General features: G+C 51.0%; 17 protein-coding genes and 2 rRNA genes. 10 read left to right on the top strand and 9 right to left on the bottom strand.

Annotated features, from left to right (window positions below; all coding sequences use genetic code 11):
- The 3 genes from PHU49_06635 to PHU49_06625 all read right to left on the bottom strand — a co-directional run.
- On the bottom strand, positions 1-509 hold a 509-nt coding region (locus PHU49_06635), incomplete at its 3' end, for a serine hydrolase (GenBank protein MDD5243677.1).
- 205 nt (positions 510-714) lie between these two features.
- A complete protein-coding gene (locus PHU49_06630; GenBank protein ID MDD5243676.1) occupies positions 715-1,146 on the bottom strand; it encodes a hypothetical protein in 432 nt (143 codons plus the stop codon).
- 289 nt (positions 1,147-1,435) lie between these two features.
- On the bottom strand, positions 1,436-1,678 hold the full coding sequence (locus tag PHU49_06625; protein MDD5243675.1) for a hypothetical protein: 243 nt from the start codon (positions 1,676-1,678) through the stop codon (positions 1,436-1,438).
- Between the two features lie 258 nt (positions 1,679-1,936).
- Between PHU49_06625 and PHU49_06620 the strand changes: the two genes are divergently transcribed.
- The 6 genes from PHU49_06620 to PHU49_06595 all read left to right on the top strand — a co-directional run bounded on the left by PHU49_06620 (position 1,937) and on the right by PHU49_06595 (position 8,697).
- On the top strand, positions 1,937-2,398 hold the full coding sequence (locus PHU49_06620) for a hypothetical protein (protein ID MDD5243674.1): 462 nt from the start codon (positions 1,937-1,939) through the stop codon (positions 2,396-2,398).
- 369 nt (positions 2,399-2,767) lie between these two features.
- The gene (locus tag PHU49_06615) at positions 2,768-3,304 is read left to right on the top strand and encodes a (2Fe-2S)-binding protein (GenBank protein ID MDD5243673.1); all 537 of its coding nucleotides are present in this window, start codon (positions 2,768-2,770) and stop codon (positions 3,302-3,304) included.
- 5 nt (positions 3,305-3,309) lie between these two features.
- Positions 3,310-5,595: a xanthine dehydrogenase family protein molybdopterin-binding subunit gene (locus PHU49_06610; GenBank protein MDD5243672.1), complete on the top strand. Its 2,286-nt coding sequence runs from the start codon at positions 3,310-3,312 to the stop codon at positions 5,593-5,595.
- Positions 5,592-6,563 carry an FAD binding domain-containing protein gene (locus PHU49_06605; protein MDD5243671.1) on the top strand — a complete coding sequence of 324 codons (972 nt, stop codon included), beginning with the start codon at positions 5,592-5,594 and terminating at the stop codon, positions 6,561-6,563. The genes PHU49_06610 and PHU49_06605 overlap by 4 nt, the downstream gene beginning before the upstream one ends.
- A gap of 15 nt (positions 6,564-6,578) precedes the next feature.
- A complete protein-coding gene (locus PHU49_06600; protein ID MDD5243670.1) occupies positions 6,579-8,225 on the top strand; it encodes an AMP-binding protein in 1,647 nt (548 codons plus the stop codon).
- A gap of 55 nt (positions 8,226-8,280) precedes the next feature.
- Positions 8,281-8,697, top strand: coding sequence for a hypothetical protein (locus PHU49_06595; GenBank protein MDD5243669.1), 417 nt, complete (start codon positions 8,281-8,283; stop codon positions 8,695-8,697).
- Positions 8,698-8,720: 23 nt separating this feature from the next.
- Here the strand turns inward: PHU49_06595 and PHU49_06590 are convergent, their stop codons facing one another.
- From PHU49_06590 to PHU49_06580, 3 genes are all read right to left on the bottom strand, one after another.
- Positions 8,721-9,155, bottom strand: coding sequence for a putative toxin-antitoxin system toxin component, PIN family (locus PHU49_06590; protein ID MDD5243668.1), 435 nt, complete (start codon positions 9,153-9,155; stop codon positions 8,721-8,723).
- Positions 9,148-9,381, bottom strand: coding sequence for a hypothetical protein (locus tag PHU49_06585; protein MDD5243667.1), 234 nt, complete (start codon positions 9,379-9,381; stop codon positions 9,148-9,150). The genes PHU49_06590 and PHU49_06585 overlap by 8 nt, the downstream gene beginning before the upstream one ends.
- 315 nt (positions 9,382-9,696) lie before the next feature.
- Positions 9,697-10,884, bottom strand: coding sequence for a hypothetical protein (locus PHU49_06580; protein ID MDD5243666.1), 1,188 nt, complete (start codon positions 10,882-10,884; stop codon positions 9,697-9,699).
- A gap of 369 nt (positions 10,885-11,253) precedes the next feature.
- Here PHU49_06580 and PHU49_06575 point away from each other — a divergent pair, with 369 nt between their 5' ends.
- The 4 genes from PHU49_06575 to PHU49_06560 all read left to right on the top strand — a co-directional run bounded on the left by PHU49_06575 (position 11,254) and on the right by PHU49_06560 (position 14,722).
- Positions 11,254-11,478, top strand: a complete 225-nt coding sequence (locus tag PHU49_06575; protein MDD5243665.1) for a hypothetical protein — start codon at positions 11,254-11,256, stop codon at positions 11,476-11,478.
- Positions 11,479-11,482: 4 nt separating this feature from the next.
- A complete protein-coding gene (locus PHU49_06570; GenBank protein ID MDD5243664.1) occupies positions 11,483-11,746 on the top strand; it encodes a type II toxin-antitoxin system RelE/ParE family toxin in 264 nt (87 codons plus the stop codon).
- 1,049 nt (positions 11,747-12,795) lie between these two features.
- On the top strand, positions 12,796-13,683 hold the full coding sequence (locus PHU49_06565) for an oxaloacetate decarboxylase (GenBank protein ID MDD5243663.1): 888 nt from the start codon (positions 12,796-12,798) through the stop codon (positions 13,681-13,683).
- Positions 13,684-14,077: 394 nt separating this feature from the next.
- Entirely contained in the window at positions 14,078-14,722 is a 645-nt protein-coding gene (locus PHU49_06560) for an isochorismatase family protein (protein MDD5243662.1), read from the top strand.
- Between the two features lie 158 nt (positions 14,723-14,880).
- Here the strand turns inward: PHU49_06560 and PHU49_06555 are convergent, their stop codons facing one another.
- From PHU49_06555 to PHU49_06545, 3 genes are all read right to left on the bottom strand, one after another.
- Entirely contained in the window at positions 14,881-15,054 is a 174-nt protein-coding gene (locus PHU49_06555) for a hypothetical protein (GenBank protein MDD5243661.1), read from the bottom strand.
- A gap of 298 nt (positions 15,055-15,352) precedes the next feature.
- Positions 15,353-15,469: ribosomal RNA gene (gene rrf / locus PHU49_06550) — 5S ribosomal RNA — on the bottom strand.
- A gap of 130 nt (positions 15,470-15,599) precedes the next feature.
- Positions 15,600-15,713: ribosomal RNA gene (locus PHU49_06545) — 23S ribosomal RNA — on the bottom strand; the annotation flags it as partial.

Below are 15,713 nucleotides of genomic sequence, written 5' to 3'. Positions count from 1 at the left end.
GTATCGATCGTTTCCTTCTTTACATTGTCGTCATACTGAAACCCGAAGGAATTCCTGCCCTCGGTCCCCGGTATGCCTGATACGTGGTTTAATGTCATTCTCACTGTGATCTTCCTGTACCGGTCGTCAGCCATCCTGAATTCCGGAAGATAGTCCGTGACCGGCTTATCGAGGGAGACCTTGCCGTCATCGACAAGCAGCATGATCGCGGTTGCCACGTATACCTTGCTGATGGAGCCGATATTAAAGAGCGTAGATACATTGACAGGGATGCTCTTCTCTCTGTTGGCCATGCCAAAGCCTTCAGCATAAACGACCTTGCCGTCGACCATGATGGCAGCGGTGGCACTCCCGCATTTGCCGCCGTTTATGGCCTTCCAGATCTCGCTGCGGGCGGTGATAACGGCGCTTTCATAGGGTTTTTGCTTGCTTGTCGCCTCGCCGAATGCGAGTGCAGCGATCAGGACGAAGCACAGACAAACCACACCGATCATTCTGGCTTTTGACATTACGTCCTCCTTTTTCTTATGTGATATGACATTGCTTCTTATGGAAGGGAGTATAAGAAGATCAGCCTTGTATGTCAATGAAACATTACCGAAAAATCAGCTATCAGCGGGCAGCTGATATTGTGAAAAGTGAAACGTGAAAAGTGAAAAGTTTAAACATTTTACATTTTACCTTTCACATTTCACGGGGTTCATTCCCTTGCGCCTACGACTTACGTGTATGTTGCCATGAGCTATGAACCATGAGCTGTTTTGCTGTGTTCAACGTTAACACTTCAAGGGAAAAAGCGGCATGGGAGGAAGAATCCCTTTCGGCAGGGAAAAGATATTTAGTTAGTGAAGCAAGCACCAAAAAAAGATAAAATAGAAAAAGAATAAAAAGAATCATTCGATGAAGGGAGTCGAAATGAAATGTATCAATATCCATCATGTGGGCATGTGGGTCGATAACATCGATGAGGCAATCTCTTTTTTCACCGATATAATAGGATTCCGTTTGTTGACACGCGGTCCGCGCGGCAGTATCGGACCGGGGGAGCGAGCCCTCATCCATGCCGGTGACCAGCAGGTGTTGGAACTGCTGACGGAACCGAACGTCCTGCCGCGTCCCGATTTCCCCGTTCACCCAATGGGCCATGTGGTTGGGGTCCCTCATATATGTTTGAGAGTAACAGATGTACCGGCCTGGCGGCAAAGGCTTCAAGCACACGGATACACTGTTTCGGAGCAATTTCCCGAAACCGGTTTTACGCATACCGAATTGGGTTTGCTCCGGTTAATCTACTTTACGGGCCCGGGAGGAATAGGATTTGAATTATTTGAATTTGAGGAGGAAGATCCCCTGACAGATAAGGGGGATATCCTTCAATAATTCAATAACTTTTCATTGCTGTTTTTTGGTTGTGTTCAAACGCTTTCACGCTCTGTCAGTTGAGTACGTTAAAGCGTGCCGGGATCTTACTGTTACATACCGGGCATATCGGTTCGATGAGCGTGAAGGTCTTGCCGAAGACATCCACATTCCTGAAATATACGCCCGGTGCGTCATAGAGATCTTTTAAGGTAAAAACCTTGCCGCATTCACAGACAGGATATACCTGACGTATCGTTCTCCCATTGAACGCCTGCTCACAGTAGGAAGTTACAAGTTTTCTTTCTTCAGTTGTCATAACAAAACTATAAGTCCCCCTGCCCCGTTTTGCAAGACCAGGCTGGCTGATTATTTTAGTATTGGCATTAAAAGGTTTTTCGGAAAAACATTTGTCTCACGCCCGCTAACGCTTGAGTCCACAGAGGTCTCGGAGAAATTCCTTTCTCTCTGTGTACCCTGTGAGAAACTGGATTTACAAACGAGTATCAGGTATCCGGTGACGAGTATCAGGTTTTTTCTTGACAACATATCAAAATGGCAGGAGAATGGAGGGTATATGGTAAAATATAAGTTTATGAGGAATGAAAGGGGCGGGGTCGCAAAATTACTCGTATTTGCAATCGCTATTGGCGCTCTGTATGCGGGATACTATTATTTTCAAGGAACTCCGCGATACGCGCTAATGCAGTTCAAAAGGGCCATCGTGTTCAAAGACCCGGAACTTGCAGAGAAATATTTAGATATGGACGGCTTTATAAACACATTACTGGGAGGGCTCCCCAGCGACACCGATAAAGAAGCAACCAAAAAACGCATCATATATGAAATCAACTGGCCCGCTCAAAAAAGTATCTTTGTCAGCGTTAAAAACTGGAGTGTCTTTACCGTTCCGATAGATATAGACGTTGATGATGAAGTTGCCACAACCGAACCGGATAAGGGAACGCGTGTCAGATTGGAAAAAATAGCGGGACGACAATGGATAATAACGTCAATCAATTTTAATAAGGCTCAGTAGACTCAAAGTATTATTCTGTCCCTTGTCAGGGGCGACTCCCAAGGTCTTCCATGATACTCGATGCTTGATGCTCGCGTGATTAAACAAGGATCGGGAATCCGGTAACGAGTATCAGGTTTTTTCTTGACAACATATTGAAATGGCAGGAAAATGGATTTGAATCCGTTATTCGAAAATCGGAATTCGTAAAAAGGTTTGAAACTTCTCCACGATTTACGATATACGTTTTACGATTAACGGGCATTGTGGGGATGAAAAGAAAATCTGTATACCGACGGCGTACCAATACTAACAATCGTTAGTCTTGACGTAGTCTGAAGCGGTAACGTACCATTTCTTACACATCAACGATTGAGGAAGGGAGAAGACATGGTCGTGAGAACACAAAAGTATACGCGTAAGAGGGTCCGCGAGACAGATCGCATCAGCCTGACCGTCAACGGACAGGTCTGCACAATGGAAGTGGGAACTGCTCCCCATCAGATCGACCCGGCCCATACCCTGGCTTATACACTAAGGGAAACGCTCGGCCTTACCGGCACCAAGGTCTCATGCGATCACGGCGCCTGCGGGTCCTGCACCATCCTCATCGATGGAAAGGCAGCCCTCTCCTGCATGACACTTACCGTTGAGTGCGAGGGGAAACGCATCACCACCGTCGAGGGGTTGGGCGATCCGGAGACCGGGGCACTGGACCCTCTGCAGCAGGCCTTTGTGGACCACACTGCCTTTCAATGCGGGTTCTGCACGCCCGGTATGATCATGAGCGCGAAGGCACTCCTCGGGGAGAACCCTTCCCCCACGGAGGAAGAAGTGAAGGAAGGTCTGTCGGGCAACTTCTGTCGGTGCATCAGTCACTACCACGTGGTGAAGGCCGTACTGGCAACCTCCGGCAAAGGGAAGTGACAGGAATGGCAAGCCCATACAGGTTTATCGGAAAGGCGACGCCTCGGAAAGACGCAAGGGAACTCGTCACGGGCACGGCAAAGTTCCTCGATGACCGGAAGTTCCCCGACATGCTCCACGGAAAGGTACTCCGAAGCCCTCATCCCCATGCCCTTATTAAGGGCGTCTCCAAAAACGAGGCCCTGAAACTGCCTGGAGTGAGGGCTGTGCTTACCTGGGAAGACGTTCCTGACTGGAAAGGAGGTACGCCCCGTTGCTGCCGGGTTCTGGATCGCAAGGTCAGGTACGTGGGGGACGCGGTAGCACTGGTGGCCGCGGATACAGAAGAATCCGCTAAAGAGGCCCTCAGGCTCATCAAGGTCGAATACGAGGTACTGCCCGCTGTCTTTGATATGGAGGAGGCGTTAAAGCCGGGCGCACCGGAGTTGTACGAAGACTTTCCCGGAAACGTCGTGACTCCGGGCGTCCCCTTTTTCGGACCCAAGAACTTGAAAGAGGTGGTCATAGGAGATGTGGAAAAGGGGTTTGCCGAGGCCGACGTTATCACGGAAGGGACCTTCGGTTATGAAAATATTCCGAACCCCATCCCGCCTGAACCGCCGGGGGCCATAGCCCTGTGGGAGGCACCCGACAGCGTGACCCTGTGGGTAAGCAATCAGGCTTCATATATGGACTCTGTTATTCTCTCTCATGTCATGGAGAAAAATATCCATGTGAGAACGATCGGAGGACCTTGCGGAGGCAGTTTCGGGTCCAAGTACATGTCATGGCAGGTTCAGTGCTACGCCGCACTTCTGAGCAGGGCAACGGGCAGACCCGTGAAGGTCATCCTTACCAAGGAAGAGCACCTCGCAGCCTTCACCCTCAGGCCAGGCTCGCGTATGAGCGCCAGGGTGGGCATGAAAAAGGACGGTACTGTGACGGCCGTGCAGGGCACCTGGCTCATTGACACAGGCTATTACTCTATGACGACCCAGTCGCAGGTTGCGGTAGGCTGCGGCGAGGTACAGATAATGGTGAAGTGTCCTAACTGGGATCTGAGGCCCGTCATCGTCTGTACTAACCGGAGCGCCTCCGGCATCGTGAGGGGTTTTGGCGGTCAGGAATTGAAGTGCTGCCTCATACCGCTTCTGAGCTTAGCCATGGAAAAGGCCGGTGTGGATCCCCTGGAATTCATGAAGAAGAATTTCGTTAAACCCGGGAGAGGGTATTTCTGGAGGGACGGCATCTGGTATACCTACAGGGGTGTTGATTATACGAAGGCAATGGAGAAAGGCGCCGAGGTCTTCGGCTGGAAAGAGAAGTGGAAGGGATGGCTGAAACCGACGGCTGTGGATGGCCCGAAACGGAGAGGGATCGGTGTGGGTGTCCACGGCAACGCCGACATCGGCGAAGACTCTTCCGAGGCGTACGTGCGCCTCCATCCCGACGGCACTGCCATACTCTTTTCCTGCATCACCGAGCACGGGACAGGTCAGGTCACCAATTACATCCGCATGGTGGCGGAGGTGCTCCAGCTCCCCATGGAACGGATCTCCATCACACCATCAGATTCCCTCATCAATCCCTATGAGTTTGGCCCGGCGGGCTCAAGGGGGACGTATGCCATCGGATCCGCTGTCATCGCTGCCGCGGAAGATGCCAGACGAAGGCTTCTGGAGCTTGTTGCCCCCAGGCTCAAGGCAAGGCCCGAAGATCTTGATACCGCTGACGGTGTTGTGTACCGCAAAGATGATCCCGGGATGAAGGTACCCTGGAAGGCTATGGCCGTTGACCGCACCATTACAGGCTATGGGCGGTTCGATCCCGACTATTCTCTTACCAACTGCATGATGACCTTCATTGAGGTCGAGGTGGACACGGAAACCGGGAAGGTCGCCCTGACACGGGTGGTCAATGCTACCGATATAGGGCAGATCATCGATCCTCCGGGTTTGGAAAACCAGCTCAACGGCTGTCTCGGCTCTGCCGGTATCGACAGCGCCATCTTCGAGGAGATGGTCCTCGACCGTTCCATCGGCCGCATGATGAACGCGAACATGATCGACTACAAGTGGCGTACCTTTTACGAACTCCCTGTAATTAAAAACGTGGTTCTTGAAACGCCCTTTCCCAGCCACAGATTCCACGCCGTAGGGATCGGGGAGATAGCCACTTCGCCCGGGCCGTCGGCCGTGCTCATGGCCGTGTCTAATGCCCTCGGGGTTTGGCTCCACGAATATCCGGTCACGCCGGAAAGGGTCCTCAAGGTCCTGGGAAAGACAGGTTCAGGGAAGGGAGGCGCGGCATGAGGTCCTTCGCCCACATCAATGCGCGCACCATCGACGAAGCTATTGCGCTCCTGCGGAGATACAGGGGCCGGGCAGTGCTCAATGCCGGCAGCACAGACCTGCTCTCAACCCTCAAGGGAGAATACCTCTCCCGCTACCCTGAAGTCGTTATCAACCTCAAATCCGTTCCCGACCTCGATTATATCAGGGACGATGACGGGTTATTAAGGATCGGCGCTCTCGCAAGGCTTTCCGACATTGTGAGATCCCCGCTTATCAGCAGCAACTGCCGGGTACTCGCAGATGCTGCCCGTTCCGTGGCAAGCCCCCAGATCCGCAATGCAGCCACGATCGGCGGCAACCTGTGCCAGGACGTCCGCTGCTGGTACTATCGCTATCCCCGTCATATAGGAGGGGCGATCCAATGCGCGCGCAAGGGAAGCGGCCCGTGCCTTGCCGTGAAGGGTGACAACCGGTATCACGCCATTATGAACGGAAAACGCTGCTTCGCCGTATGCCCCTCTGACACCGCTGTGGCGCTGGCAGTGTTGGATGCATGCATTCATGTTTCGGGCCCGGAAGGTGACCGAACAATAGCAATCACTGATTTTTTCGGTCCCCTGACGAATGATCTCAAGGCGTATGAGATAGTAAGGGAGATCGAGGTACCAAAGGTCTCAGTCTCGGCCGTGCAGACCTTTTTGAAGTTTACGGTGAGAGAGCCTATCGATTTTGCCATCGTGAGTGTTGCCTCCGTCATTACCCGAGAAGAAGGGATGTGTACGGACGCGCGCATCGCCCTTGGAGCAGTGGCACCGGGGCCTGTACGCGCAAGCAAGGCAGAGGAGATGCTTAAGGGGAATCGCATCGACGAAGAGATAGCCGCGCGGGCCGCGGAACAGGCCCTCGCAGGCGCTCGACCACTGAGTAAGAACGTCTATAAGATCGAGATTGCCAGGACCCTTGTGAAGAGGGCCATATTAAAATAATCTGGAGGAAAGACCATGCCGATAGGCGGATTTGAACCATATCGCCCTGAAGACGTAGAAAAATATGTAAAGTACAGGTGGTGGCTGGGTCTCACATGGGGAGACATGTTCGACAAAGCGACCGATCTCTATCCCCGGAAGGAAGCCCTCGTGGACGATACTGCCCGGTTTACTTATCGTGAAGTCCGCGAGAAAGTGGATCGTCTTGCCGTAGGCCTTATGGGGCTGGGGATCAAAGAGCGCGACTTTGTCCTGCTCCAGGTCCCGAACTGGCATGAATTCATCTTCGCCTTCTTTGCGCTGCAAAAGATCGGGGCCATCGTTGTCCTTCTCGTGGCCCGCCACGGCCTTTCTGAGGTCAGCTACCTGAGCAGTCTGACGCACCCCGTGGCGTGGATCGGCCCTGATCATTACAAGAAGACCGACTACCTGCCCATGCTGCAGCAGGTAATGGAGGAGCACAAGGAACTGCGGCACATCATATCCGTCAGATCGCCGGAGAACAGGGCGTTCATCCCCCTGGAAAGGCTGATCCAGGAGAGCGAGCTTACTAAGTCGAACCTCGAAACCCTTGCCGCCAGGAGGCCCGATCCTATGGAGGTCTCCATCATCCTGCCCACGGGAGGCACAACGGGTGCGCCCAAGGCGGTCCCGCGGACGCACAACGATTACATCGCCAACGTCGAATACCACACGAGGGCCTATGAGGTCACGTGCAACGACGTGATGCTGACCGCCGCACCTATCAGCCATGCCCAGGCGATCCATAACTGCGTGGGTGGCGCCTTCTTCCACTGCGCCAAGTATGTTATCACGGACAGCACCGATGCCGCCGACATCTGCCGCGTCATAGAGCGGGAGAAGGTCACGGCCTTTCCCACGGTGCCGGCCCTTATCCAGAGGATCGTGAGCCTCGACAACCTGAAGGACTACGATCTCAGCTCATTGACAAGGCTCTATGCAGGAGGGGCGCCCAGCACCCCGGAACTGGTAAGAAGCGTATATGAGAAGATCGGCTGCAAATTCGTCAATGCCCTCGGCTCCTCCGAAGGGCCCGCGGCAATGAGCCGCCTCGATGCCGATATCGAAACGATCTGCTATACGGTCGGCGAAAAGGACTGTCCCTACACGCAGGTCAGGATCGTCGACCAGTATCTGAAGGATCTGCCGCCTAACAAGGAGGGGGAGCTCATTACGAAAGGACCCACCATCTTCAACGGGTACTTCAAGTCCGGGGAAGAGAACAGGAACGTCTTCACGGAGGATGGCTTCTTCAGGACCGGCGACCTGGCAAAGATCGACGAATCAGGGATCATGACGATAACAGGAAGGATCAAAGAGACGATCCTCAGGGGAGGAGAGACGCTCAGCGCGATCGGGATCGAACGGCTGGTCAGCTCTCACCCGGCCATTGCCGAAGTAGCGGTTATCGGCATGCCCGACAGGGAGCTCGGCGAGAGGATCTGCGCCTACGTCAAGCTCAAGGAGGGGGCGCGCCTCTCCTTCGAAGAACTTGTGGTCTACCTCAAAAGCATCGGTGCCTCGGTCCTCCAGTTGCCGGAGCGCATGGAGATCATCGACGCCATACCCCTCACCAAGGTCGGCAAGACGGACAAAAAGGTGCTGAAGGAGGATATCGCAAAAAAACTCGGCGCAGCCTGAGACAGAAAAACGGCTCATCCTAATTGTTATCCAAACTATGATAAGGAGGTTTGACATGTTTAAGAAGATTGCCTGTGTTTTTCTCATTTCGTCTTTTATCGTCATTCCGGCAACTGCGTCCCTTTATGCAGAAACGACGATCATATCGTGCCCGAAGGTCCTTACCGACAATCCCTTTCAAAGGGTACAGATCCAGAATGGAGATGGCTGGCAGAGATCAGAAGCATCCGGCTATAAGATGTATTGCAGGCACTATGTCAATCCCCAGGGATATCTGACGTGCTTTTATGGGCCTGCTGCCCATGGCGCCTCCGATGTGGTCACGTTAAAGCGGCTTCCTCCTGCCGATACAACGTGCAAGGCGCTGGAAGTGTCAAGTGTGGAGTGCAGCTTCGAGTGCACGACACAGACAAACGCGCCCGGAGTTCAAAAATCGATCAGGCCTCCAAGGGTAATTCCACCGAAACGGTGATAGGCACCGTTGGTTATAGTTGCTCAGGTCAGCGGTTCGGCCTCTTCTTCTAAGAATTCATGAGGGTTTACTATGCGGGTCTTAATTCCTGCTTTTTTGAGCATGTCCTGCGGAATATCCAACAGATCATTATCTCCGGTTATGAGAAAGGCAGCCCCTGTTTCTTTGCACAAAGAAAGGTAGTGATCATCCTTGGCATCCCTCGATAGGACAATATGCGTTGATACGTCAACAAGCGTGGCCGCCTTGATAAGCTCATTTGCCTTTTCCTGAGCAGATGACAGTTGCTCTCTGGTAAGTTTCTTTGATAATTTGGAAAAAACCATTATTAACTCTTGCGTGATCTCACGCGATACATAGACCTTGTGTTTGCCCATCGCCCTGACGGCAGCCTCGAGCGGTTTTCCGCCGAATGCAGCCGAAATAATGATATTGGCATCGATCACGATCTTAGCCATATATTTCCTTTCTGGCCATTTCAAGGGCTTTCAGGGCCTCTTTCTTTGATATCCCGGCTTCATTGAATACCCTCCCTATCTCGAGGAATATCATCTCGGCCGTCTTCTCACGAACGGGAACGATGCGGGCGATCGGTTTCTTCCGCTTCATCACCACTATCTCATCTCCCTCGTTCAGATATTTCACTGCATCCTGCTTAAACTCCCTGACACCTACGAACTTCATGGTATCACCTCCTGATCAAAGTTACCACAAATGTAGGAATAATACAACACCCTTTCACCTCGACCGGTTCAGCGTTAACTTGTCACTCGTTGCTTGATGCTGGATACTGGATGCTGGATGAGAGAGACGGCTCATGGTTCATAGCTCATGGCTCATCGCAAGAAGAATCAGGTTGAGGTTGAGGAGAATCAGGATTTGCTTAACCTTAGCCTGAACCTTAGCCTGCATTTTTTGTCTGCTGACGGCTGTGTGCTGACTACTGACGGCTATCTACTATCGACTGACGATTGCCTTTATGAAGGATATTACATTCGATCAAGGGGTTGGAAATAACGTCAGGAACCCATCCGGGGCAAGGCTCGTCGCCAGCATGACCATGTTGATATCGCGGTGCTCATTCCATGCAGGTGATGCCTGGTGTTGACCGTCGAGCCAGAAGGCTTCTATCTTTTCCCCTATCGACATATATTTCCAGTGGGTCTTCAAAAATACGGCAATATCGCGATCGTCCCTGAAGAGATCCTGGTCCTCCCCGATCAGCGCATCCAGTTTCTTCAGGGCATGCAGTCCGATCGATAATCCGAGCTCACGGAAGGCAAGCCGGTACCGGGCCGGGGCATGGAGAAAGTTTTCCCTTCCGGGATACTTAAGGCCTGGCAGGGACGCGTCGAGAATGACCCTGAGTAAGCCGGACCCTTCAAGGACACCCTTCACGAAAAGCTGGGCCACCCTGAAGGCATCGGACAGGAGGCCGCCGAGACCGAGGAGGTCGTCAGTCTGCCAGTCCCTCCCCTCGCATATTGTGGCGATATCCCCGATCTCTTCGATGAGATCAGGGGATTGCGGTCTTTCAGGATCTTTTTCTGCGGTCCCCTGAAGCTGGATGTAGGTAACAAGGCCGTCAAGGGGATCGTGGTGCCCCATTGAGGGCACAAGCGGATAGGAAAGGTCTGTGCTCATCTTCCAGTACATCTGCCTCAGGTCTGTTCCGGGAACCGTATAGACGAACCGGGCATGGGCAGCCTTCGCCAGCTCCATCGCCCATCTGTTGTACGTGAAATCTCCCGTGACAGCGGTCGCACGATTGAGGGCATGCATCCATTTCGCAAGGTAATGATAATACTGTCCGTCCCTGCTCCATTCTAAGCACTCGTCCATGGGTTCATCGGGACCACGCTCATTCATCGTCTTGCCGATCCTCAGGCCTCCGGCAGTGGGGTGCTCCTTCCCCTCTTGGTCAGACAGCCCGCTGATCCAGCCTGTTCGCGGGTCGCCTTCACGGTACCTGCCGAGCTTGTTGTGAACCTGGTCTATCAGTTGCAGCGCTAAGTCTTTGTACTTGATGTCCTTCGTCTCGAGATAAAGACCGAGGAAATTGCAGACCGCGTATGCATCGGTCCAAAGGTAGCGCCTCGGAGGTTGTTCCGCCGGCACAAGCCCGGTCAACGCGGCAAACCTCATCATGATCTTCTGCGCGGAATATGCTGGGTCTTCTTTCTTCATATTGATACTCTAACCTATTTCGAAACCGAAATACCACCCTCCATGATCTTGACATTCCTCCAGCCGTAACCTTCCGGTTCGTTGTAGAAAAAAATCGATGCCTGATCCCTATGGTTCCTGACGGCACAATTCTTTTTTTGCAAAATAGAAATAAACTTCTAAAATGTAAATATGGTAAAAAGAGAGGCGCGCAAGATCGTTACCGCAAGGCTTCGGACTCCCCCGGCCGTTGCAATACCGGGTCCCCGCCAGGCAGGGAACCTGAACGACCCGCTCGTGTTAAGCCTCACGTCTTAAAGGAAAATCTTCTTATGATAATTTGACATGACACAAAATATGTGTATAATATGTACATACACAAGGTGGCATATGCAGGTAAGACATAACATAACCCTGGATGAGGATATCTCACGCGAACTGGAGACAATGGCCGGAGAACTCGGTGAGAAAAAAAGTTCCGTTATAGAAAAGGCACTGGCCGCCTATTTTGACTTTCTTGACCTCAAGCTCGTACAGAAGAGGATGAAAGACCTTAAGGAAGGACGAGATACCATCGTAGATGCCAGGAAGGTCTGGAAAGAGCTCGGGATTTAGAGTTGTGTATACGCTCAAATTCCTCGGCAGGGCCGTCCAGGATCTAAAGAAGATCGACCTCCCCTTTCAAAAGATTATCAAAGAAAAACTGCTCATCCTCGCCGAAGATCCCAATATTCTGAAAAACAATATTATCAAACTGGTCGGTACAAAGGAAGATTACTACAGGCTTCGCGTCGGGAATTACAGGGTGATCTACGAGAAGAAAGAGAAAGAGCTCATCATCATTATAATCCGGGTCGGCCATCGAAGAGAGATATATCAATAGACAGGTTAAACGGCATATCGTTTCAATGTTCTTTGCTATCAGCTATCAGCGGTTAGCAATCAGCCGAAAACCCGGTTTATCTAGTTGGCTATGAGCCATGAACTATAAACTGTTTTGCTGCGTTCAACGTTAACAAATCTTTCCCTTGTCAGTGGCCAACCCCCGATGCTTAGGGGTCGGCCAAATCATTTTTCTATTTGGGTGGGGAAAAGAGACATCTCTTGCGGTAAGTTACAGAAGTTACCAACGTCCCTGAGTCGTTCCGAGGGTTCATAATTGTGGTTTATTCAAACTTTTATATGTGGTAGTATTAAAATAGATAACGACTGTAATCAATTATAATGGTTGGGAATTATGCACAATTTGGAAGAATATTTTAGAGGGCAAAGAGGGACGGGACGTCCATTAAATTATTAAATTCTTTCCTTGCCGAAATTGAGAAGGCAAACGCAAAACTCGGATCACGTAACGATTCAATCCGGCATAGGTTGGACATCGCGAAACGTTTAAAATAAAAAACGTGTTTCTTCGTTTCATAAACCTGCGACTTGTGACCGCGACGCTTTTGTTGTTCCGCATTCACGCATACTCGGACAGTGCGGCGGACAGTGCGGCAGGTCTCTTTATTTTAGCATTTATGATCTCACGGCCGGAGGGATTTTGATGGTACCACCTGTGCGATCCGAGGGACGCAAGAAAACCGAGGGACGAAGGACGTCCATTCGCGTAGCTCATTAGGACGAAGGACGAAATGAAATGCGGCTCATGGCTACGACAAACCTGATGCTGGATACTCAATACCGGATACTGGCAAAAACCACGTATTAAAGGGAAGATTGAGGGATGCAGGACGAAGGACATCCGCTTTTTATCTTGGAAAACTCACATGCTTCTGTCTTGAGAGCGTTTTGCCATATCGATCTAAATCGCCGGTCATTTCAGGATAAAGCGAGGGGTTCCGTTGAAGATCTCAACCAGCAATCAATTAGGTTCCCCTTGCAAAAAATATGAAATAGAAAGAAAATGGAGAAAAAAGGAGGGGTTGGATAATGAAAAAAACTACTTTATTCAGGCAGTTGATCAACGCGCCTGAGATCCTGCAATTACCTTGCTGCTTTGATGCGTTATCGGCAAAGGTCTTGGAACAGGCGGGATTCAAAGCTATCAGTGCAGCTGGTTACGGCACGGCAGGAAGCGTTTTAGGTTTCCCTGACATCGGATTGGCCACAGCAACTGAAATGATTGAAAATTATCGTCACATCTGTAATGCGGTAGATATTCCCGTTTTTGTCGACATCGACACCGGTTTTGGAGATGTCAATAACACGATCAGGGCGGTGCAGGATTGCGAGCAGGCGGGGGCCGCAGGTTTATTCATCGAAGACCAGACTTTCCCGAAACGATGCGGCCATATGGCGGGGAAAACCGTCGTCTCAATTGAAGACTATCTTCCCAAACTGCGAGCGGCATTATGGGCCCGCAAGGATCCTGATTTTGTTATCATGGCGCGGACCGACTCGGTCGCTGTCTATGGTGTTGACGAGGGAATAAATCGTGCCCGCGCATATGTATCGGAAGGTGCAGATATGGTGTTTGTCGAGGCGATCAGGACTGAAGCGGACATGGTAAAGGTTACCAAGGCCATGAAAGAGATCGGTGTCCCTGTCATGGCAAACATGATAGAAGGAGGCGAATCGCCTTTTCTGACCGCCCATGAACTGGAGAAAATTGGTTTCAGCGTGGTGGCATACCCCTGCGCTGCGCTTTACGCTGCCGTAAAAGCATTGCAAAAATGGGCTAAACACCTGAAGGAAGCCGGGACAAGTGAAGGCATGTGGGATCAAATGCTTACCTTTAAGGAATACTTTGATTTCATTGGCGCAACAGAAATCCGGGAACGGGAGAAGATCTTTCAAGAGCCTATAAAAAAACAGTAAAAACCTCATGAAGTGGAATTCACCTGATTTCATGGACAGAAGGATTTTTGATAGTTGCCACCTACGATCATGATGTGTTTTTCATGTAACAGTTGGCAGCACGCAGGTAACCGGCATACCAATTGGTTTGTAAAGCAATGGGCACGAGGAGGGGAGTCTCAGGCCGGGACAATATCTCTCCAATAGTCTTGCCGGGTACCCGCGAGCAACCAACTCAGCTTGACAGCATCCAATTTCATGCGGGTGGTAAACGTCGAGCATCGTGCAATCCCGAAGTCGACAAAGTTAGCCGCAAAAAGCACCCGGCCACTATATGATATGAAAATGGCGTCAGGAGGGAATATTTTTCCCCCTGACGCCATTTTCATATACAATTGTGGTAGAATAAAGCATCATGAAAGAGAAGATCGTCGCTATTGTTACCGATATACAGGGTGATTTTACAACGGCAAGGGACGGCGTCCTTGCGGCACCTGATACGGATGAAACATTCCTCGCAAAGGTAGCTGATGCCACCGCAGTTCTCAGGAAGCACGGCGTTGTCATCTATGGTACTCAGGATTGGCATCCGGCAAGCCACATCTCCTTTGCGGTCAACCATCCCGGGAGAGTACCCTTTGAAACAATAGAGATCGATTGCAGGACCCAGATCCTCTGGCCGCCTCACTGCATCCAGGGCACGAAAGGGGCTGAGATCATTATCGACAACGATCTCTTTGGGAACATTGTGAGAAAAGGGCACAATCCCCGGTTTGACAGCTATTCCGGGTTCCAGGACGACGGCGGCATCGAGACAGCGATGAACGATCTGCTGAAGGCGGGCGGGTTCACGAAAGTGATAGTGTATGGAATAGCCACTGATTATTGCGTCAAGGCAACCGCAATAGACGCACATATCAGGGGATATAAGGTAATCGTCATTGAAGGCTTGAGCAAAGGTATAACGCCTGATTCAACGGCATCCGCCCTGAAAGAGATGAAGGAAAAGGGCATCTTCATCATAGATGAGATCGACCCGGCAAAAATCGATGCCATATAGCACCATTTTTATGGATACAGATCTTTTATGATCTCATGGCCGGAGGCATATTATGAATATGTTGAGGACCCCACGACGACGCAGGTGACACAGGGAGGTGCGGAAATCGTCTCAGCCACCATATGATATGAATGGCTACGCCATTCTATTGATCACTTTCAGTTTGAGCCTGTCTTATTCTTGAGTTGTAATAACCACTCCGGTAACGGCTGCGCCTGTTTCCTCGCCACATTCACGCCTTCGCAACTCGGACATTTCGGCTCCCTCTTTTCTTCCTCGTATACCAGGAAGGCGCGTCCGCAGTCCTTGCATTCGTATTCTTTACCGGGCATCTTCCTCACCTCCATGTCCCTACCTTGAATCGAGTATAGTATCACTATATTCAAAAGTAAACACGAATCGCGAAACAAGCTACATGACAGTATTCTTCCAATAGTCTTGCCGGGTACCAGCAAGCAGCTAGTTCGGCATAATGAATCCAATTGTGATGCGGGTGGTAAACGTCGACGAATCACGGCCTGAAGCGCAACGTAGTGAGCCGCAAAAAGCACCCGGCCGCTATTTGATATGAAAAAGGCGTCAAGGAGGGATAATTCCTCCTGACGCCTTTTTCATTCTTAAAAATAAAAAACCCGGCAACTACCTACTTTCCCACACAGTTAACCGTGCAGTATCATCGGCGTGGCAGAGCTTAACTTCCGTGTTCGGGATGGGAACGGGTGTGGCCCCTGCGCTATGGTCACCGGGAAACTTAATTTCAGCGTAGAGCATGGAACTGAAGGCGTAGAGTAAAGATCCTAAAAACTCTCTGCTCTCTGCGCTTCGCTCTCTGCTATTAACTTTTAGGACAGCTATATACGTTGTTTTTTTTTGAAATATGGCCAAGCCGCTCGATCTATTAGTACTGGTAGGCTCAACGCATCGCTGCGCTTACACCATCAGCCTATCAACCGGGTAGTCTACCCGGGATCTTAGCCTGGTATTGCTACCA

It is taken from the genome of Syntrophorhabdaceae bacterium (assembly GCA_028713955.1).
Lineage (GTDB): Bacteria > Desulfobacterota > Syntrophorhabdia > Syntrophorhabdales > Syntrophorhabdaceae > UBA5609.
Note: the sequence above shows the minus strand (reverse complement) of the source record. Positions and strands in the feature narration are given on the sequence as shown.